The 18,806-nt window shown below is 44.6% G+C and carries 18 protein-coding genes; 9 read left to right on the forward strand and 9 right to left on the reverse strand.

Going from position 1 to position 18,806, the window contains the following annotated elements:
• Nucleotides 1–30: 30 nt before the first annotated feature.
• The 3 genes from hflX to AC0VYE_RS01770 form a co-directional block, all read right to left on the reverse strand.
• Nucleotides 31–1,296, reverse strand: a complete 1,266-nt coding sequence (gene hflX, locus AC0VYE_RS01760) for a GTPase HflX (RefSeq protein WP_475445644.1) — start codon at nt 1,294–1,296, stop codon at nt 31–33.
• A 431-nt stretch (nt 1,297–1,727) separates the two neighbouring features.
• Nucleotides 1,728–4,685 (reverse strand): DEAD/DEAH box helicase, encoded by a 2,958-nt coding sequence (locus AC0VYE_RS01765; RefSeq protein WP_475445646.1) that lies wholly within the window; start codon nt 4,683–4,685, stop codon nt 1,728–1,730.
• Complete coding sequence (locus AC0VYE_RS01770) at nt 4,682–5,893, reverse strand: SWIM zinc finger family protein (RefSeq protein WP_475445648.1); 1,212 nt, start codon at nt 5,891–5,893, stop codon at nt 4,682–4,684. The genes AC0VYE_RS01765 and AC0VYE_RS01770 overlap by 4 nt, the downstream gene beginning before the upstream one ends.
• A 194-nt stretch (nt 5,894–6,087) precedes the next feature.
• On the opposite strand from AC0VYE_RS01770, the gene AC0VYE_RS01775 reads away from it, so the two are divergent.
• From AC0VYE_RS01775 to AC0VYE_RS01815, 9 genes are all read left to right on the forward strand, one after another.
• Entirely contained in the window at nt 6,088–6,405 is a 318-nt protein-coding gene (locus AC0VYE_RS01775) for a thioredoxin family protein (RefSeq protein WP_083682069.1), read from the forward strand.
• Between the two features lie 145 nt (nt 6,406–6,550).
• Nucleotides 6,551–6,781 carry a hypothetical protein gene (locus tag AC0VYE_RS01780; RefSeq protein ID WP_053373130.1) on the forward strand — a complete coding sequence of 77 codons (231 nt, stop codon included), beginning with the start codon at nt 6,551–6,553 and terminating at the stop codon, nt 6,779–6,781.
• A gap of 250 nt (nt 6,782–7,031) precedes the next feature.
• A complete protein-coding gene (locus AC0VYE_RS01785; protein WP_076268579.1) occupies nt 7,032–7,211 on the forward strand; it encodes a hypothetical protein in 180 nt (59 codons plus the stop codon).
• Between the two features lie 200 nt (nt 7,212–7,411).
• The gene (locus tag AC0VYE_RS01790; RefSeq protein ID WP_475445651.1) at nt 7,412–8,065 is read left to right on the forward strand and encodes a polysaccharide deacetylase family protein; all 654 of its coding nucleotides are present in this window, start codon (nt 7,412–7,414) and stop codon (nt 8,063–8,065) included.
• A 190-nt stretch (nt 8,066–8,255) separates the two neighbouring features.
• Nucleotides 8,256–8,648, forward strand: coding sequence for a hypothetical protein (locus AC0VYE_RS01795; protein ID WP_475445653.1), 393 nt, complete (start codon nt 8,256–8,258; stop codon nt 8,646–8,648).
• A gap of 136 nt (nt 8,649–8,784) precedes the next feature.
• Nucleotides 8,785–9,825, forward strand: coding sequence for a serine hydrolase domain-containing protein (locus AC0VYE_RS01800; RefSeq protein WP_475445655.1), 1,041 nt, complete (start codon nt 8,785–8,787; stop codon nt 9,823–9,825).
• 54 nt (nt 9,826–9,879) lie between these two features.
• Nucleotides 9,880–10,608 carry a metal-dependent hydrolase gene (locus AC0VYE_RS01805; protein WP_475445657.1) on the forward strand — a complete coding sequence of 243 codons (729 nt, stop codon included), beginning with the start codon at nt 9,880–9,882 and terminating at the stop codon, nt 10,606–10,608.
• Nucleotides 10,592–11,152, forward strand: a complete 561-nt coding sequence (locus tag AC0VYE_RS01810; protein WP_475445659.1) for a nucleotidyltransferase family protein — start codon at nt 10,592–10,594, stop codon at nt 11,150–11,152. The genes AC0VYE_RS01805 and AC0VYE_RS01810 overlap by 17 nt, the downstream gene beginning before the upstream one ends.
• 179 nt (nt 11,153–11,331) lie before the next feature.
• Entirely contained in the window at nt 11,332–12,318 is a 987-nt protein-coding gene (locus AC0VYE_RS01815; protein WP_475445661.1) for a cation diffusion facilitator family transporter, read from the forward strand.
• A 136-nt stretch (nt 12,319–12,454) separates the two neighbouring features.
• Here AC0VYE_RS01815 and AC0VYE_RS01820 read toward each other — a convergent pair whose 3' ends face one another.
• The 6 genes from AC0VYE_RS01820 to AC0VYE_RS01845 form a co-directional block, all read right to left on the reverse strand.
• Nucleotides 12,455–13,288: a PIG-L deacetylase family protein gene (locus AC0VYE_RS01820; protein ID WP_076268572.1), complete on the reverse strand. Its 834-nt coding sequence runs from the start codon at nt 13,286–13,288 to the stop codon at nt 12,455–12,457.
• A gap of 36 nt (nt 13,289–13,324) precedes the next feature.
• Nucleotides 13,325–14,170, reverse strand: coding sequence for a carbohydrate ABC transporter permease (locus tag AC0VYE_RS01825; RefSeq protein WP_475445664.1), 846 nt, complete (start codon nt 14,168–14,170; stop codon nt 13,325–13,327).
• Between the two features lie 42 nt (nt 14,171–14,212).
• Nucleotides 14,213–15,082, reverse strand: a complete 870-nt coding sequence (locus AC0VYE_RS01830) for a carbohydrate ABC transporter permease (protein ID WP_256710918.1) — start codon at nt 15,080–15,082, stop codon at nt 14,213–14,215.
• 96 nt (nt 15,083–15,178) lie between these two features.
• A complete protein-coding gene (locus AC0VYE_RS01835; RefSeq protein WP_475445666.1) occupies nt 15,179–16,453 on the reverse strand; it encodes an ABC transporter substrate-binding protein in 1,275 nt (424 codons plus the stop codon).
• A gap of 129 nt (nt 16,454–16,582) precedes the next feature.
• Nucleotides 16,583–17,809, reverse strand: a complete 1,227-nt coding sequence (locus tag AC0VYE_RS01840) for an ROK family protein (protein ID WP_475445668.1) — start codon at nt 17,807–17,809, stop codon at nt 16,583–16,585.
• A gap of 85 nt (nt 17,810–17,894) precedes the next feature.
• The gene (locus tag AC0VYE_RS01845) at nt 17,895–18,788 is read right to left on the reverse strand and encodes a hypothetical protein (protein WP_475445670.1); all 894 of its coding nucleotides are present in this window, start codon (nt 18,786–18,788) and stop codon (nt 17,895–17,897) included.
• Nucleotides 18,789–18,806 lie beyond the last annotated feature (18 nt).

Here is an 18,806-nt window from a genome sequence, read left to right on the forward strand (position 1 = left end):
TATTACCCTTTTGGACAGCCTCCTTTTTTCTTAAAGCACTGTTACTTCATTCCGGTACCTTTCAAAATCAGATACCCGGCATTCCAGCTTCATCCGAGTACCTTCTACTTCGTATTCCGTTGCATGCACATGCGCATGCTCGTTAAAGTAAGCAACCAAGCGCCCTTGGTTGAACGGAATCAACAGCTCGCATTCCATATAGTCGTCAAAGACATGATCGCGAATAAGCTGAATAAGCTCATTTAGTCCAATATTCTTTTTGGCGGATAGATAGACGTTGTTATCACGTACTTCCGGATAAGGATGCTCCGTCAGATCACATTTATTGTAAGCATAAATCGTTGGGAGATTGTAAGCCCCAAGCTCCTTTAACGTCTCATTCGTAACCGCAACAAGCTGCTCATAATCGTCATGGGCGTAGTCGACGACATGTACGAGTAAATCAGCTTCAGTTACTTCCTCTAAAGTTGAGCGGAAGGCCTTCACCAGGTGGTGGGGAAGCTGGCTTACGAAGCCGACCGTATCTGTGAGCAGGAATGATTTGTTGTCAGGCAAATCAATGCTGCGAACCGAGGTCTCCAGCGTTGCAAAAAGCATATCCTTGGCAAATACCTGCTTGGTTGTCTCTGGATTATATTTCTCAAGCAAAGCATTCATCAAGCTGGATTTCCCCGTATTCGTATAACCGACGAGACAGACGACAGGCACCTCGTTCTTCTGCCGCTGCTTCCGCTGAATTTGACGGCGAGCTACCAGCTTCTCAAGCTCGGCTTGCAAAGCAGTGATACGCTCTTCGATGCGTCTGCGATCCAGCTCAAGCTTCGTTTCACCAGCGCCCCTGTTTTTGAGACCAGCTCCGCCGCCTTGCCGCCCCAAGGATGCGCGAAGTCCGACAAGCCTAGGAAGCATATATTGAAGCCGAGCAACTTCGACTTGCAGCTGGGCTTCTCTTGTTTTGGCGCGCTCCGCAAAAATATCCAGAATGAGTATCGTTCGGTCAATGACCGTCCGCTCCAAAGCGGCTTCCAAATTACGAATTTGAGAGTGGGAGAGCTCATCGTTGAAAATAACGACATGCGCGTCATGCGCTTCGAGCAGGGCCAGCAGCTCTTGGATCTTTCCAGTCCCAATATAGTGAGATGGGTTAATGCGTGCTGCCTTTTGGCTTAGTTCATCAACGACCTCGATATAACAAGCGGAAGCTAGATTGCGAAGCTCCTCCATGGAGTATTCAAAGTCGGTTTGATTTTGAAGCTGAACTCCGACGATAATCGCCTTTTGTTTTGGTTGTTCCATTATTCATCATCCTTTTAACGGTTATTTAAAAAATAAAAAACACAGGCAGCTCTGCCTGTGTTCACCGTTATAGGTAAGAGGGTATCAGTAAAAATATCCATAAGGAATCGAGTATCCCTTATCAATATGGATTGATGGCCTTCCATATACGCTGAAATAAACGTATGGAAATTCCGCTCTAAAGGCGAATACGCGAGTTGGGATGCTCCCTACAATAGTCGACGTATTCTGTTTATATGGGTTACCTTCAAAATGGGCAGACCTATCCTGAGTCCCCTGCACACAGGCAGAGCTTTGGCGCTATTCAATTAGCAGCTGCGCAAAGACCTAACTCGGATATAGTCTATCACACGTAACCCTCCGTTCATTTAAATTAGCATCAGTGTAGCACAAAGGGCTATTTCACGGCAAGTCAAAAGGAAAAGAATCCCTTATGAATCGCTCCAATCCTGACGCAAAGTGAAGAGCTCCTTCAGCTCATCGGTTGACAGCTCCGTGATCCAGCCCTCAGAGCTGGAGATGACATTTTCGCTGAGCTGCTGCTTATTTTCGAGCATCTCATCGATGCGTTCCTCCAACGTGCCAAGCGAGATAAATTTATGAACCTGAACGTCACGCGTTTGACCCATGCGGTACGCGCGGTCGGTTGCTTGGTTCTCCACAGCAGGATTCCACCAACGGTCAAAATGGAATACATGATTAGCAGCGGTCAGGTTAAGCCCGACGCCGCCAGCCTTAATCGACAGAATGAACACATTAGGCTGCTCTTCCGGCGGCAATTGTTGCGATTGGAACCGCTCAATCATGCGGTCCCGCGCCAGCTTGGAGGTGCTGCCATTCAAATATAATATCGGCTCCTGCAGCTCCTGCTGCAGCACGCTTTGAAGCATTTCCCCCATACCGAGGTATTGCGTGAAAATAAGGCAGCGTTCGCCTTCATCTCGCAGTTCTCTCACCATGGCGAGCAGCCGCTCAAGCTTAGCTGATCGGCTTATGATCCGCTCTGTATCCATTTGCTCGCCAGCGGGCGCAGAGCTGTCCACCAAAGGTTCTTTTGTTAGCAGCATCGGATGATCGCATAGCTGCTTCAGCTGCATAATGGACGATAAAATGGCGCCTTTACGTTCGATGCCTTCAAGCTTTTGCATGCGATCCATAAGCTGATTAACGGTTTGATTATAAAGCGCGCCTTGCTCGGCTGTGAGATGAATATACGTTTTCATTTCGTTTTTGTCCGGCAAATCAAGCTGGATCGCGGGGTCCTTCTTCTTGCGCCGCAGCATGAATGGCTTAACTAGCTTCTGCAAGTCTGCGGTGCGCTGAACATTGCGTTCCTTTTCAATAGGATTGCTGAAGCGGTGCTGGAAACCATGTGCACTCCCCAGAAACCCCGGATTCATGAAATCATAGATGGACCACAGCTCCGATAAACGATTCTCGATCGGCGTGCCCGTCAAAGCGATACGATGCTTCGCAGTAAAGCTGCGAACGGCTGCGGATTGTTTCGTTTGTGCGTTCTTTATATTTTGTGCCTCATCCAAGCAAATCGCTGCAAAGGTAATATCCTTCAGCATGTCCTGATCAAGTGTAGCGGTGGCGAATGAAGTTAGTATGACATCAGCGTTCCGCATTTCCTCAAGGAAATGTTCTCCTACGAGGCGCCTGCTTCCGTAATGAAGCATGACGCGCAGTGAGGGTGCAAAGCGGCTTATCTCCTTCTGCCAGTTGCCCAGAACAGAGGTTGGGCAAATGATGAGCGATGGCATGTGTTGCTCCGACTCTGCTGCGCTCTCCTTGAGATTGAGCAAATAGGCGATAAGCTGAACCGTCTTGCCAAGACCCATGTCGTCGGCCAAGCATGCGCCAAGTCCGAATCGTCGTAAAAAGGACAACCAAGCGTAACCTTCCTGCTGATAAGGTCGAAGCTCGGCACGCAGCCCGGCAGGAACAGCAAGCATAGGCCATTCGGTTCGTTGATTTAGCTGGCTGACCAGCGTCATCAAATGCTCGTTCAGCTCAACTTCCAGTTGAATACGATGCTCTTGCTCTGCTTCGTTTTCTTGCTCAGGCTGATCTTCCCCATGCTCGTTGCCGCTTCCCAAAAGATGCAGCTGAAGAACATCTTGAAATGATAAACCTTCGGCGCGGTCAATGCCCGACATCGCTTTGCGAATTTGCGCAAGCAAGGCGGGATCAAGCGAAACCCACTGTCCTCGGAAGCGAACGAGCCGCTCATTCCGGGCAACAAGCTCATTAAACTCGGATTCAGTCAGGTCAGTGTCTCCAATGGCAATGCGCCAATCGAATTCGATTAGTGTATCCAGTCCAAATAATGATTCACCGGAGCCCTCTTCTCGTTTACTCGTGCTGACCTTAGCGCGAAGGCGTGGTTTCTTACGGCTGGCGGTTTCCCACCAAGCGGGAAGCAGTACCTGCCAGCCCGCGTCTAATAAACGGGGGCTATCTACGGCAAGGAACCGCCAAGCGGCATCATTTTTCAAGGGGACGTTTAAAATATTGTCACGATTGCCCGCTAGCAGGTTTGTTGGCAGGCAAGCACGCAGACGCTCCAACCAGCCTGAGGAACGCTCACGAATAGAAGGCGACCAAGAAGCAGGCCACGAGCCGTAAGCTTCGCCTGTATCAGACAATTTAACGGGTACAATAACCGCTTGATCGAGCTTGTCCTGCAAAATAAGCTTAAGCTGCCACGGGTCATCCACAGCAACGGGCTCGACAAGCTGAAGCATTGGCCGAAATGGAGCTTGATCGGCTTTCCAGCCAATGGCGATCAGCCATGCCTGTGCATCAAGTCCGGCGGTTATGCCATCCTTGGCAAAGAGGAGCGGGTATTCCCTGCGCAAATCAGCAGCAGTCGTTTCTGTGCCATAATAAGCGTCAAATACAGCAGCAGAAAAAGCAGCAAGCAATCCCGTCTTAAAGCTATCGTCTGTTTGCGTTTTTCTGATCATGCTCTGAATTTGTTCGTTTATTGCAGCATTATCCCAGCTCCATTGGAGCTTTCCTGTACGGAAGGTCGAGAAGCTTGGTATAAAGCGATGCGCAGTTATTTCAGGTGCTAACAAGGGGGCAAGCGCAACAAGCATTCCGGCTTGCTCTTCCCATATCCATTCCACATGCTCAAGCACCGTGTTTTCCGCAAAAAAAGGAATAACCTGCTCGGCTGGAAGCAAAACAAGCTCTAGTCCTTCAACCTGCTGTACTTCGAGTTCTGTGCCGTAAAAGGAAGGCGTATGCCAGGCGAACAAGCTGTGCTTCAAGCTGACGCCGGGCAGGAAGTCGCTCATGCCGCTCATTCCGTATAGGAGAGCATCGCCATGAGTCGTTAAACTAGCGTATACCGTAATTGTTTTTGTAAACTTGCTCATGGTATAAGTTTTCCTTTCCGAAGCTCTTCCTGAAGCGCACGAAGGCGGCTATGGTTAGAAGCGAACGCTGTAATAAACGTTTCCCAGCGCTCCTCGTCTTTCCTTTTCTTGTACAGCTTAGCCAGCCGTTTGAGCAGCTTCACAGCAGTTTTGTAGCCAGGCCTATTTTTGAGCAGCACATATCTTTCCACAGCCTGATGATAAAAGGGCAGCAGCAGCTCCGGCGCATGTTTCTCAATAGGGGCGAACACTCCAACGCGATAGTCAAGCGGCTCGGTTCCCGTGCTGAGCTGATAATCGATCCATTGCTGCCATTTGGCATGACGGAGCAGTTTTCCTTCGTAAATAGAACTAGCGTAGGGAAGCGATTGAATGAGAGGCGCCCACATCAGCTGCTCCGCATCTGGAATATGTTCAATTACATCGTCCCAGTAGCTATAAAAGATTTCCAAGGCGTTAATTCGGCTTTTCTCTATATACGGCTTCGTTTCCACTAACCAATTCGATAACCGCTGCCATTGCTCTTTTTCAGACATTATGGTTAAGACATGGAATAAGTCACTTGGACGAAGCTCGTTACCGCTGCTTATTTCCTTTAGTTTGCTCCACGCTTCTTCGTCGCGTTGTAAGAAGAAGTTCATCCACACCTCGGCAAGCAGAAAAGGGTAGCGGGAGAGAGCTGAGCCGGGCTTTAAAGATGCGGCATTCAATTGCTGCAGCTCTTCTAGACATAGGCTCATATCGTTCTGGTTAGGGATAATCCAGTATTGCCATAACCAAAAATAAGGATCGGAGAAATACGTCTTTGATCCTGATTCCGCCAGCATGAGCCTGCGCAAAAAGGCTAATGTTTCTTCTAGGCACTGCCAATAGCCGGGCCCATCGGCAGGATCGGATTTTTTTTGCATGAGCTCAGCAATAGCAAGCTGTACATCAGAAATAGCAGCATGTGTATGGAAGCCGATAAAGGAGCCGGAATGTCCCTTTTGATCGGGAATAAGATTAAGCAGCAGCATCAGAATATGAAGATGAGCATGCAGCTCGAATAGATTATTTTGTGCAGAAGAAAGCGTAGGCTTTATCTGATTAATTGCTGTAATTGCACGATGTACATATGAGGCATTTCGAGTAAGGTCAGACAGAGACTCGGTACGAGATTTAAACAGTGCGTGCCACTCTGCGACGTTCATTTGTTCAATTGGTTTCATGACGAAGTGGTCTCCCTAACGAATAAAATCATTTTACGAATCAGCTAATTATACCATTTATTTCGTTTATAGCTTGGAGTATAAAGTGCATGTACGCTTCAGTTTGTCTTTCCTAAAGCACCAAAACATTTTACAATATAAATACGGCAACAAATGAACGACTGTCTTTAAACGGCAGAAAGGAAAGATGACAGATGGCAATTCAAGAAATCCAAGAAGAAGACTGGCTAAAGCTTAATCGGATAGGGAATGGTAAGGATGCGCTGCTTTTTTCTTCACCATTTTGCGGAACCTGTAAGGTAGCCGAGCGGATGCTGGAAATTGTGGAAGCTGCTGAGGTTCCAACGACCTTGTATAAAATAAATATAAATTACGCCCCCCAGCTGCGAAATGCTTGGAAAATTACGAGTGTGCCTTGCCTTGTTTTATTGAAGAACGGAGAGCCTTATCAGTTTGAATATGCGATGCGTTCAGTTGATTATTTGTATAAACTTATGAAGAACATGGATTAACGGGGATGATTTCTCCGTAGAACGGCCGAAATATATTTTTATTTACTATAAAATTTTTATCAGGCGAAGATTATAGTGCTGTTCGTGTTATAATTGAGAGGTGCAGTCAATAAAGACCATTGACTATGATAAAGGAGTCGGAAATATGCAGGTAGTATTTGAAGACTGGGATCAAAAAGTAAAAAAAACATTTAACGCAACGAGCAAGCAGGTTGTATTAACCGTTACCGAGGCCGGTGACCTGTTAGGCCTGACTAAGGACCAGATGAAGGTTTATGTGCTTAAGCATAACCTCACTAAGGTTGCGATCAATCGCAGCGTCCACAGATATCTATTACTGAAAAGCGAAATAGATGAGATCCTAGGTAAAGCCTAATAATTGCGATAAACCACAGCCAAATATGGGCTGTGGTTTTTTGTTGTGTTTACATCCCATCTGAGGAGGTGTGGACGTTATATGGAGGATATGGCAGGATGTTTTCGAATGACTGCTGCTCGTTTCCGCTCAGTCCGCCTTAGTCAGCATTATTAGAAATAACGCCACTGGTTGCTGTTTTTCAATAGGAGTCGTATTCGTTATACTTAAAACGACCGATTGGAAAACATTATCTGGAGGGTGATTTTACTTGACTTATATGGACATGTTAGGACGTCGGAGCATCATTTTGAAGCGGAATATCGGCAATTTAATTATTAAAGACAACAAGCAGGGACTCAGCACGCAGGAAAGTCATTTTTACCAAAGCATGCTCAAGGAATGGCATCAGAATGCCAATGAATTGAATTCAGCTAGAAAACATTCTTAGTTGATAGGTAATTATTGAAATTACATGACTTGCAAAAAAAGCCGGGTGTCATTCTGACATTCGGTTTGCTGTGTGTAATTTTTGTATATAGCTACAAATGAAGTTCTTTTAGGAATGAAGAGTAAATGAAAAGGAATGCTTATGGTATACTACATAGATGATAAAGGTTGGCAGCAATAATTAAACGGGGGTTTCTTGCTATGTTGGCGGTTGAAAAAGCGGTGTACCTCACGATAGATGAAGGTCCTGCTGAAGATTTTATGCAAAAGGTCAATTTTCTGAACACAAAAGAGATTCGGGCGATTTGGTTTTGTGTAGGCGAAGCATTGGAAAGCTGTTCTGAGGAAGCGATAGCTGCGATTAAAGCAGGTCATATCATTGGGAATCGCGGTTATGATCATGCAGATTTCTCTGTTATCGGCTTACAAGACGTAAGAGGGCAGATCGAGCGAACCGACCGTATTATAGATGAGCTGTACAATAAAGCAGAAACGATCAGGCCTTCCAAGCTGTTTCGTTTTCCATTTATGCAGCAGTTGTTAGACGAAATGAATGATGATCATTTCGAAGGTATTCAGCGTGTACTGGATGAGCTGGGCTATCAGCAGCCGTCCTTCGAGAATGGCAGCCCAAAAAACGGACTGCATGTGGATTGTACTTGGGATACGTTCGATTTTGAGCCGGCGGACGTTATGGACCAGCATCATGATTTACAAGCAACAAGCGGACAAATTATTATGATACACGACTGGATCTCGGTTGCTCCTTTTCAAGCATTAATGGATAAGCTGCTTGCAAAAAATGTAGTTTTTCAGCTTCCTAAGGAAACGGCTCTTCAAATCGCAGCCATTTAGCAAGCAAATCGCATAATCAAAAAGGAGTACAGCTCGTCTCTATGATTTCATAGCAGCGGCGAACGGTACTCCTTTTTTGCTGCGAGCAGTTATTGCTGAGTTCATGCTGGGCAAACCAGAATGAACGAAACAAAGTAAGCGCTTCATGCGTTTAAGTAAAAAAGAACATTTATTCAAGAGGGGGCAATGGTTGATGCACTGGATTCCCGCTGACAGAAGCGGCAGGTGGTGGCTACTAGCTGGAGCATCCACCTTGCTTGTTAGCCTGTTATTATGGTTGATTCGTTTTGTTATATTAGGCCAGCCTTTCACAGGCATGCACGCTTTCCGATTTATGCTGCTCGCAGCCATAATATCTTTTTTATTCGGTTTTATCGGCTGGCTTGGAGCGAGAAAGCTGTGGCTGTTCTCCAATCTTGGGATGCTAATTGGTCTTATGCTGATGGCTATGTATTCCAAAGGTTTGACTGGATGGGAGGACCTGATTAGTTTCCTCGTATTTTTAGAAGCAGTAGCAGGAGGTTTTATGGCAGGGCTGATTGTTGAGGGCGTTTATTTCTTTAGACGGATATCGAAGAAATAATAGGCTGCCATAAAAATGTTGCAACTGGCTGTTGCTTTTTCCCGTCATACAGAGTGAAATGGAATAATGAGGTAAAAATTATTCTAATTTGTTTGGTGACGGAGCTGATCTTATGTGCCAAGAGGCAATGATAAGTTTGGAAATAGAAGAAAAAATGAAGTTGAATGGTGTTCCGGGATTAGGAATTGCCGTTCTTCAGCATGGACAAATGGTGTGGCAAGGAAGCTATGGCGTACTTGAAGCGAGCATGCAGCAGAAGGTGACAGAGGAAACTTTGTTTCCTGCCTGCTCCATCAGCAAAATGGTTACGGCTATTGGTGTGCTTCGTTTAGTCCAAGAGGGCGTGCTTAGCTTGGAGGAGGATGTTAATCGTTACTTAGTTTCCTGGCAGGTGCCCGAAAACCAGTTCACTCAGCAGAGGAAAGTAACGCTGCGCAGTTTGCTGGCACATCGATCGGGAATTGTGGATGCACGGGGGAGCTATGAACCGTTGCAGAAGCAAGACCCTTTCCCTACGCCTAGAGAGCTGCTCTTAGGAGCAACGAAATATCATTCCAAACCAGTTGAGGTTGCTCACCTGCCAGAGAGTCGATTCTCTTACTCGGATACAGGTTATTCTGTTTTGGAGCAAATTCTTGAGGATGTGTCAGGAGAAGCCTTTTCGGCTGCTATGGAGCGGCTTGTTATGAAGCCGCTTGGCTTAAAACGAACTATTTTCTGGGATGGTATCGCAAATGAGCCACTGAACACACCCATGGGTCATGATAAACGGGGACAGGTGGTTGAAGGGAAGAGAGCGCACTATCCTAATTTATCCGGAGCCGGCTTATGGACAACGCCTTCTGAATTGCTAGTATTGGCACGCGAGATCGTGAAAGCTTGGAATGGCGATCCTAATGGTATTTTACGGCCAGCGATGGCTAGAATAATGCTTACGGGTTATGCGAGCGATAAAGGTGCAGGCTTAGGCGTATTTCTTCCTGATGCTGGAGAGCAGCTCTGCTTCGTTTCTCAAGGCTGGGGAGTTGGTTCTCAGAGCAAGCTGGTTGGATATCCGCGCCAAGAAAGCGGTATTGCAGTAATGATGAATGCAGAGCCAGGTAAACCTCAAAACGAGTCGTTGGTCGGTGAGGTCATTCGGGAGTTGTGCAAGCATTATGAACTGCCGATAGTGTAGGCTGCTTCTTCGAGAATCATATATCAAATTTTATAATTTGATTGAAAGGTGAATATGGAGAATATTTCAGGTCATATCATACACGTCTTTTTACATTTTGTTGTAGGCGCTAGCTTGGCCTATTTAGTTTGCGGGAAAGCGGCTGCATCCACTGTGAATCGCAAGGTTCTCTTCATTTTCGGCGGTGCAGCTGCTATTTCTCCTGATATTTCGAAGCTTTACGGAGACCTGCTTGGCCACTCCATTTGGCTCGTACCTGTGATTGGTTTGTTTTTTGCTGCATGTTATTACGCATTCCAGAAGAAAATTTCGTTTAAGAAGGCTTGGCTGATATTGTCTATATGTGTTTTTAGCCATTTATTTATAGATTTTATCGGCAATGGCGTAGCTCCCTTTTATCCCTTTATTAAAACGGAGTCTGATTTCTTTATTGTAAATAGAAACGACCCTGTTCTTTTAATTACGCTGACCACTGCTCTTATTATCGGGGCATCTACTCGGAGAAGAAGGCGTATTTTTTTATCAGGACTAATCCTTGTTGCTTTGTATCTTGGAGGGTTGTCGTTCTCGAAGCTGCAATTGCAGCATGCATTAGAAAAAAAGTATAAGAACGAAAACATCTATGTCATGCTCACCTTTCCAAGAGAGGGCTTTAAGTGGTCATTCATGGTGAGGACGGATGAAACAAGTGTCGACGGTTATTCGCCAATTGCAGGCTTGGACATACATATTGAACAAGAAATGAACAAATCAGGAGAGTGGATCAATGTTGATAAACAGTGAAGAGGATATTATGCAGCTTGTATATAGAGATGAGTGGATGATGAACATCTTACGAGAGGTTAGTACGCTCGAGCTTCCAGATTGGTGGGTATGTGCAGGTTTCGTTCGCAGCAAAATTTGGGATACCCTTCACGGATTTACGGAACGAACGCCGCTGGCCGATGTTGATGTCGTTTATTTCGATCCTTCCAACATAGACGAGCAGATAGAGAAACAGCTGGAAAACACATTAAATCAGATGAACCCTCACGTACCTTGGTCCGTTAAGAACCAAGCTCGAATGCATGTAATCAATAACAATCCTCCGTATTCCAGCTCCACAGATGCCATTTCCAAATTTCCAGAGACCGTAACCGCTTTAGGTTTGAAAATAGATCAGCATGACAAACTCGTGTTAACTGCTCCTTGTGGGATAGAGGATGTTCTAGAAATGATTGTTAGACCATCACCTTTTTACTTGGATTACGAGGATCGAATCGCCATTTATGAGAAGCGGCTTGAGCAAAAGAGGTTTCAAGAGCGCTGGCCTAAAGTACGCCAATGAAAGCACGGTATTATTTTAAGGACATCGATAACGCAAGAAGAAAATTGTCTCTGACATAATGAAAAGCTTTTGTCCGTTTATCTTATTGCCTGTGTGGGTAAGCATAAAATAGCAGTGCTGGGATTGAAAACAGGCAATAGTGGAATGGTAATGGTAAATAAAATGTTGCGGGGGAGAAAATGGAGCCTAAAGCAGAACGTCAGAGTTTTATGCAGCTTATAAAGAAAGGGAATAAATCTTCCGCTGTAGCGATGATCGGCAATGCGTTTATCGCCGCCATAAAAGGGTTCGCAGCGGCCTTCAGCGGCAGCGGCGCGATGTTTGCTTCCGCCATGCATTCATTGGCAGATGCGATAAACCAAGGGTTTGTTTTTGCCGGAAGCATTCTTGCCGAGAAAAAACCGACGCCGAGGTTTCCAACCGGCTTTGGGCGTGTCATCAATATTTTTTGTATGATTGCCGTCATCGTCGTTACCATTATGGCTTATGAAACGATTCGTGAAGGCTGGCATCTCATTTTGCATCCAGTTGCAAGTGAAGGTTTTTGGCTAAACATTGGGGTTCTGGTTGTTAATCTAGTTATTGACGGGCTTATATTAGTCAAAGCAATGAAGGAAATTATACACGAAGCGGGATCGGAGGGGAAAGGTCTCGGTATTTTCTCAGCTGCCTTCAAAAATGTAGGGCGTTCCGCTCCTGCTACACGATTAGTTTTCTATGAGGATCTTGTCGCCGTTTCGGGAGCTGCCTTGGCGATGATCGCGGTCATTATTGCTGCATTTACCTCGTTTAAAACGGTTGATGGCGTTGCAACCCTGTTGATTGGTCTGTTAATGGTTGGTGTTGCTTATCGTGTGGGATACGACAATATGATCGGACTCATTGGTGTTTCTGCCCCGAAGGAAGTAGCAGACAAGGTGTCCCGTATTATTTTTTCCGAACAGAGCGTAACCGATATTTATCAAATGCGCATTCTACAAGAGGGCCGCTATTACCACGTTGAGGCGTACTTGGAGCTGCAACCTGGTTTAACGCTTGCGGTAGCCGATGATATTAAGTTTCTCGTTCGCGCCAAGCTGCTTGAGGACAAGGATATTGCAGATGTGACGTTAGGGATTTTAGAGGATGACGGCAAAAGAAGCTGGAATCCTATTGAATCCAAATAGAAAAGCTGCACCTCCAAAGTTAGATGGTGTCTAACAATGGAGGTGCAGTTCATAGGAGCTGGCTTTTGCTATTTACATGCATTGCAGCTGCCCTGCAACAACGATCCGTTCACGAAGTATATCAAGGTATTTCCTCTTATTGACTCAGCATGGGAAACAACTGCTTCAGCTCCGTATCACTCGGTCTTCTGCCATAATCTGCAATCTCGAATGGCTCTGCATATTTTGTTTTTTCTGACTTCCCATCTTCGTATAGTCGATCCAGCGTCGGAAGCATCTCCGATGAAACCTCAATAAAGCTGCTCCAATATTGCAAAATATAATCCTTCCTAGCATCCCACGTCTGTGGAACCTGATCTAGCAGATTACGCTGCCATGGCGCAAACTCATAGAATTGGGAAGCGTGCGCATCACAGCCAAGCAGCTTCTTCTCAATAACAGAACCAATATCGACGACCAGATCGGGTGAGTAAGCATGCCTCTTTCCGTAGTCCGGCATAAGCAAGAAAAGAGGGGATTGCTCTAAATATGGGGCATCTGGCACAGAATTAGGTACCTTCGCTATAAAATCCGCAGCATCTCTCACAATTCTTCCTGCATTGCGATTATCTACATGTCCTGCACCTTCAGGATGGAAGGTAATGACGACATCGGCCTTCCAATTGCGAATTTGGCGAATAACTTCTTCTCTCACTTCAAAGCTATTCGTCAGACGGCCATCAGATATATTCAATATGCTATAGTCAAGAACACCCAATCGTCTAGCAGCCTCATAGGCCTCCTGCGTTCTTCTATCCACGAGCTCTTGTCCGCTAATTGAGTAGTGTCCGCAATCTCCATTGGTTAAGGAAACGAATTTCACTCGGTGTCCCATTTCTGCGAATAAAGCAGAGGTTCCTCCCGCATAAATTTCCGGTTCATCCGGATGTGCAGCAATGACAATTATATTTTTTTGTTGTTGTGTAGACATCTTTTTTCTCTCCTCCTGTATGGTAACCCAAAACCATTATCCCTTTACTGCACCTGCTGTCAGCCCTTTAATAACCGTTTCTTGTGAGAACATGTACAAAACAAGCAGTGGTACGATTGAAATCGTGATGGCTGCCATCATAGCGCCATAATCTGTACCATACGCATTCGATACGAGCGACAAGAGGACAGATATAGGCTGCATCTCTCTTATTGGCAGGTAGACGAGTGGTAGCAAAAGCTCGTTGTATGACCAAAGAAAGACCATAATAGACACCGTTGCAAAAATAGGGAAGCAAAGCGGCAGCGTTATTTTATAATATATTTTCCAAATGGTTGCCCCATCCATGACCGCCGCTTCCTCTAGTTCTCCAGGCAAAGAAGCCATGAAGCCTGTTATCATTAGAATAGCAAAGCTCAAATTGCCAGCTACTTGTGGGAGAATAACGGATAAATAGGTTCCATTCAAACCCAGCTTCTCGATGATAACGAAATTCGGAATAATAACAGCGAACTGCGGCAGCAGCATGCAAATAACAAATATAGACGTGAAATACCCTTTAAATGCAAATTGAAATCTCGCTAGTACAAAAGAAGCCAACCCGCCAAAAAGGGAAACACCTAATACAACGGATCCCGAAATGATCATACTGTTCATAAAGCCTTTAACGACGTTAATATTGCCATACTCGTTCAACTTCAAAAAGTTAAATAAAGAGTAGCTTTGTGGGAGAGCGAATGATTGCGTTAAAATTTCTTCGGACGTTTTGAAGCTATTGATCAGCACCCATAATAGCGGGATGATCGTTGTGCATGCCCATAAAAGCAGGAGTGCATATACGCCGAACTTGACCGCACCAGGCTTTACTAGTCTGTTAACCATCTAAAATATCACCTTCTCAATTGGGCTGTTTGTAGTTTATCATCAGTAGCTGACAGCCTCTTTTTTAACTAATTTATTTAACACAACGGTTATGACAATACCGAGTATCATCATCGCAATGACGATTGTGCTGGCATAGCCTGCGTTTTGCCCATTAAATGCCTTCGTGTACATGTAAGTACTGAGCAGCTCACTGGAATTCAATGGACCACCCTTGGTCACGATATATACGACATCAAATACTTTCAATGCTCCTGCCGTGGCGAGCGTAAGGCAAGAAGCAATGACATCACGTAATAATGGAAGTGTAATATAGATGGATTTTCTTATTCCTGTAATACCGTCCAGCATAGCTGATTCATAAATATCCTCTGGAATCTTTGACATCCCGGTCAGGAATATAACAAAATAAAATCCAACATACTGCCATAGAATCGGTATGAGTACCAAATAGATAGCGCTTTTCTCCGTCAGCCATATTTGCTCAGACAGACCGAGCCCTCTCATAATGGCATTTAAGAGTCCATAGTCGTAGTTGTAAATGAGCGAGAACATGAGGCCAATCGCCGTACCTGAGATAACAATTGGAAAGAAAAAGACCGTTCTAAAAAACTTAAATCCTCGTTTGATGCTGTCGGTTAGCAACGCGAGGACCAAACCTCCTCCAGCCTGCAGGAATACGGCACCGATTACCAATATAAACGTGTTTTTTAGCGCTATCCAAACAACGGGGTCGTGAATGAGCTGGTTGTAATTGCCAAATCCTATGAACTTCTTCGTATTTGAGAAGTTATACCATTCGGTGAAGCTATAATAAACGGATTGTACGAGTGGATATAAAAGAAAGGTGAATAATAATAGCATCGTTGGCGCCAGGAAAAGCACAATGTATCTCTTGTCCCTGAATATCACAACTGAACGCCTCCTCTTCATAAGCAATAGCTTGGATTACATACTGCCATTTGCCCGGGAGCCGGTGATCCGATATCCCGGGGCATGTTGAAAGAACTACTTGTTTCTGTTGTTTAATTTTGTGGCTTCATCTAGAATTTCCACGGCTGTTTTTCTTCCTGCTGACACATAAGCAATACCTTTTAAGAACTCGGTATACGATTCCCTAGAAACGTAAGAATCGATGGGCATAACGAAATCCTTTGCCTCACTCACCATCTTGTTGCCGTCAATCAGAAGCTGTGCGGTGCTGCTGGATTGTTGTGTATCGACTGCATAAGTTCCGCCTATTGCTGCAAATTTTCCAGCCGTTTCAGGAGATGTCATGAATTTCACAAAAGCTAGAGCCGCATCATATTTGGCTTGATCGGTATTTTTCTTCATATACCAACCAGAACCAAATCCAGATACAATCATATTCTCACCCTTACCACCCGGTACGAGTGGAAATGGTGTAATTTGAAAAGCAGGATTGGTACTCAGACCAGCAGCTGTCCATGAACCGTTGAACATCATTCCCGCTTTCCCGCCTGCAAATAAAGATTGCGCTTTTTCATCATCCAGCGTGAGTGCGTCTTTAGGAAACGCTTTCTTATCATTCAACTCTTTGAAGATCGTTAGAGCTGGCGCCCATGATGGATCGTAAGCCTTTTGTTGTCCCTCTGGCCCAACCTGTGAAAGAACCAAAGCTTCTTGCAGATATGGAGTTGTGAGCGATGTAGCGAATGGTACAATATTATTAGCTGCAAACGTATCTATCGCTTTTATAAAAGCATCATAGGTTGTTGGAGCTTCGAGTTGATACTGGTCGAATAACTCTTTATTCCAGAACAAGCCTTCATAGAAGCCGATATAGGGGAGAGAATAGAGTTTGCCTTCATACTTGACCTTCTCGATGATCCCGCTATTGAATTGCTTCGCCCAATCTGGATCTTTAGCAAATTCATCTTCCCAGGGAACAATTTCTTTCGATTCGGTTAGAATAGCTGTCTCGCTGCCATTGAAATAAAACATCACATCGGCTAGATTGCCAGTTGCTGCATCCGCTTTCACTTTCGTACGCAATGCTTCTTGATTGACCGGCGTTGACTCATCCGTAATTTTGATGCCCTTGTTTTCCTCTTGGAACTGTTTAATAGCTTCCGTCCAAGCTGGAACCCATGGATCAGATCCAGCGAATGATGTCGCTACCCGAAGCGTTATCTCTTTTGTTTTACTCTCGGATGCTCCATTCTCTTCTTGTTTGGATCCCCCGCATGCTGCCATCAGTGCTGCAAATACTACGAAGATAAGTACTAGTGCTGTTGCCTTGCTTGCCACCTTTTTCTTCATTACTCAACTCTCCTTTTAAAATGAATTCATATATTGAAACTTGAACGCGTTCATTTTAAACGTCCAAGGAACAATCTAATTTATCATTGATTAATAAACTTAATTAACTAATTGAGGAGATAGGAGGCTTTAAGCCTCCTGCTCCTCCAGCAGTTCACTAAACATAGTCTCCAATCCAATGGCAATCCCGCCAATCAAAACAGCTTTCGTCTTGAGCGCTGTATCCACGATAGCCGTATTTCCTAGCCCTAATCGCCTAACTTCATTCCGTATTGTATCGGTGTAAGCCGAACCGAGGGTGACGAACCCACCACCCAATATAACGGTATCCAAATCAAGTAAAAATAGCATGTTTGCTATGAAGGCAGCCATAATCTTTGCACAGCGCTTCACATGCTTTACGCTTAGGGCATCTCCTTCTAATGTCGCCTTTATAATGTCATTAAAATCGACCTTAGCAATGTCACCATTCACAGCTTTAAGCAGTCTGCTTTCGCCCCCAGCCTCCAGCTCTGCTCTAACCGATCTGACCAAAGCTTCTATTGTAACCAAATCGCGCAACCGAGAGCTCTCAAATATCTCATCTTGTCGTTCCGTATTCTCTGCCTCTACGTTTACGATGTAATTTTCTATTTCACCTGCAAGATGAAATTTCCCCGGATACAACGATCCTCCAAGCACAATACCAAGACCCACGCCCACGTCAACGCTTACAAACACAGCATTTGCGTGTCCCTGTGCAGCTCCAAATTTTATCTCACCTAGAACAGCAGAATTGATATCCTTTTGTACCAGTACTCGAACACCGAATTTATTTAGAAGCGGTTCTCTGAAATTCACAGTGCCGAGTCGCTCCAGATACGAGCCACACTTTACGATACCTAAATCATTATCCACTTGACCCGGTATAGAGATAGATATAGCAAGCAATTGATTTACTAATACACTGCTCTTAACAAGAAGTTCATCAATCTTGCTTATGATTAGCTCCATTAACTGGTTGATGTCATATTGTTCAATATCGAATTTCACTTCTTGAATAATGATTGGATTTAGATTTGAAATGCCCACCGTAATACAAGGATTGCTTAGATCAACGGAGATGATATAGCCAAAGTTATCATTCAACCGCAAACGGCTTGCTTTTCTTCCCACACCTGTGAAGCCATCCTCTGTTTCCCTTAGAATGCCTAACCTAACCAATTGATCTGCGTTCGTGCAAACGCTAGGTACACTCAGCTTCAACAGCTTTGACAGCTCACTTCTTGTAGCGCTTTCATCTCTTCTAATCGCATCTATGATTAAATTTTGATTCATGATTCTTACATGTTTCTGCTTTGCTGATACTTTGGACAAACGACAACCTCTCTTCTGAAATTGATTAATAAATAAACTTAATTAAATAATAAGATTTGCCATTATGATTGTCAATAACTTTTATTTACATATTCACAAACACAATGGCGAGCAAGCCAATGCCTATTCCGATGATGCCGCCACGAGACATTTTTTCTTTAAATAAAACAGCGGAGAGGATCGTTAGAAGCACAATCATACTTCCATTGACGAGCGGAAACAAATGAAGGCCTGACATTCGTCCTGACAAATACGTTATTATCGCATTTCCAGTACCGGTTGATCCTGCTATGGCTACAATGTACAGTGTCAAAATACGAAGCTCTCGTGCAGTAGGAATTGCCTTGCTTTGTCTTTGGAATCCCCCAGTGAAAAGAATACCGATAAGTGAAAATAAGAACGCAGATCCAAATCCTACACACATAAAGGGAATCAGCTCATGCCCCGCAAGTAACGTCTGCTGCCATTTCATGATGATTGGCAAGGTACCATTTAAAATAAAGGCAAGAAGACAATAAACTAACCATTTCAGTCCTGCTGCTTCTTGCCCTTTGCTTCCAAACACGTTGATGAAATAGAAGGATAGGATAAAAAGAGCAATACCCATAAATTTCATGCCGGTCATCGGTTCATTCCAAAGTACTACACTTGCAACAACAGGCAGAAGCAGGCTTGCTGAGAAATAAAAAGCAGAGTAAGATAACGGTCCCGTATTCATAGCGCAGGAATAAAACAAAACAGTAAGTACAAAAACAAGCCCATAAAACACTCCAAGCACAAGCGTAGCGGTATGGATGCCATTCAAATCTGACATGAGCCATGATACAAAAAAGCCAATAGCAATTATCGCCGTATAAGCCGAACTCCGTTTAAAAAAGGAGGATAATCCCTCATTGTTATTCGTGCTTCTCATTTGTTTCAAAGCTAGCGTCTGAATAATGAACATCAGAACAGCGCAAAAGGCCAACAATATATTCAATAGATTCCATCCTTTTTA

The sequence above is a fragment of the Pristimantibacillus sp. Z349TD_6 genome, from assembly GCF_056173205.1.

Coding starts and splice junctions, on each gene's coding strand:
- AC0VYE_RS01835 (WP_475445666.1), bottom strand. CDS start 16,453: ATGAAGAAAAAGGTGGCAAGCAAGGCAACAGCACTAGTACTTATCTTC.
- hflX (WP_475445644.1), bottom strand. CDS start 1,296: ATGGAACAACCAAAACAAAAGGCGATTATCGTCGGAGTTCAGCTTCAA.
- AC0VYE_RS01790 (WP_475445651.1), top strand. CDS start 7,412: ATGTTGGCGGTTGAAAAAGCGGTGTACCTCACGATAGATGAAGGTCCT.
- AC0VYE_RS01825 (WP_475445664.1), bottom strand. CDS start 14,170: ATGGTTAACAGACTAGTAAAGCCTGGTGCGGTCAAGTTCGGCGTATAT.
- AC0VYE_RS01805 (WP_475445657.1), top strand. CDS start 9,880: ATGGAGAATATTTCAGGTCATATCATACACGTCTTTTTACATTTTGTT.
- AC0VYE_RS01815 (WP_475445661.1), top strand. CDS start 11,332: ATGGAGCCTAAAGCAGAACGTCAGAGTTTTATGCAGCTTATAAAGAAA.
- AC0VYE_RS01810 (WP_475445659.1), top strand. CDS start 10,592: ATGTTGATAAACAGTGAAGAGGATATTATGCAGCTTGTATATAGAGAT.
- AC0VYE_RS01770 (WP_475445648.1), bottom strand. CDS start 5,893: ATGAAACCAATTGAACAAATGAACGTCGCAGAGTGGCACGCACTGTTT.
- AC0VYE_RS01765 (WP_475445646.1), bottom strand. CDS start 4,685: ATGAGCAAGTTTACAAAAACAATTACGGTATACGCTAGTTTAACGACT.
- AC0VYE_RS01780 (WP_053373130.1), top strand. CDS start 6,551: ATGCAGGTAGTATTTGAAGACTGGGATCAAAAAGTAAAAAAAACATTT.
- AC0VYE_RS01775 (WP_083682069.1), top strand. CDS start 6,088: ATGGCAATTCAAGAAATCCAAGAAGAAGACTGGCTAAAGCTTAATCGG.
- AC0VYE_RS01820 (WP_076268572.1), bottom strand. CDS start 13,288: ATGTCTACACAACAACAAAAAAATATAATTGTCATTGCTGCACATCCG.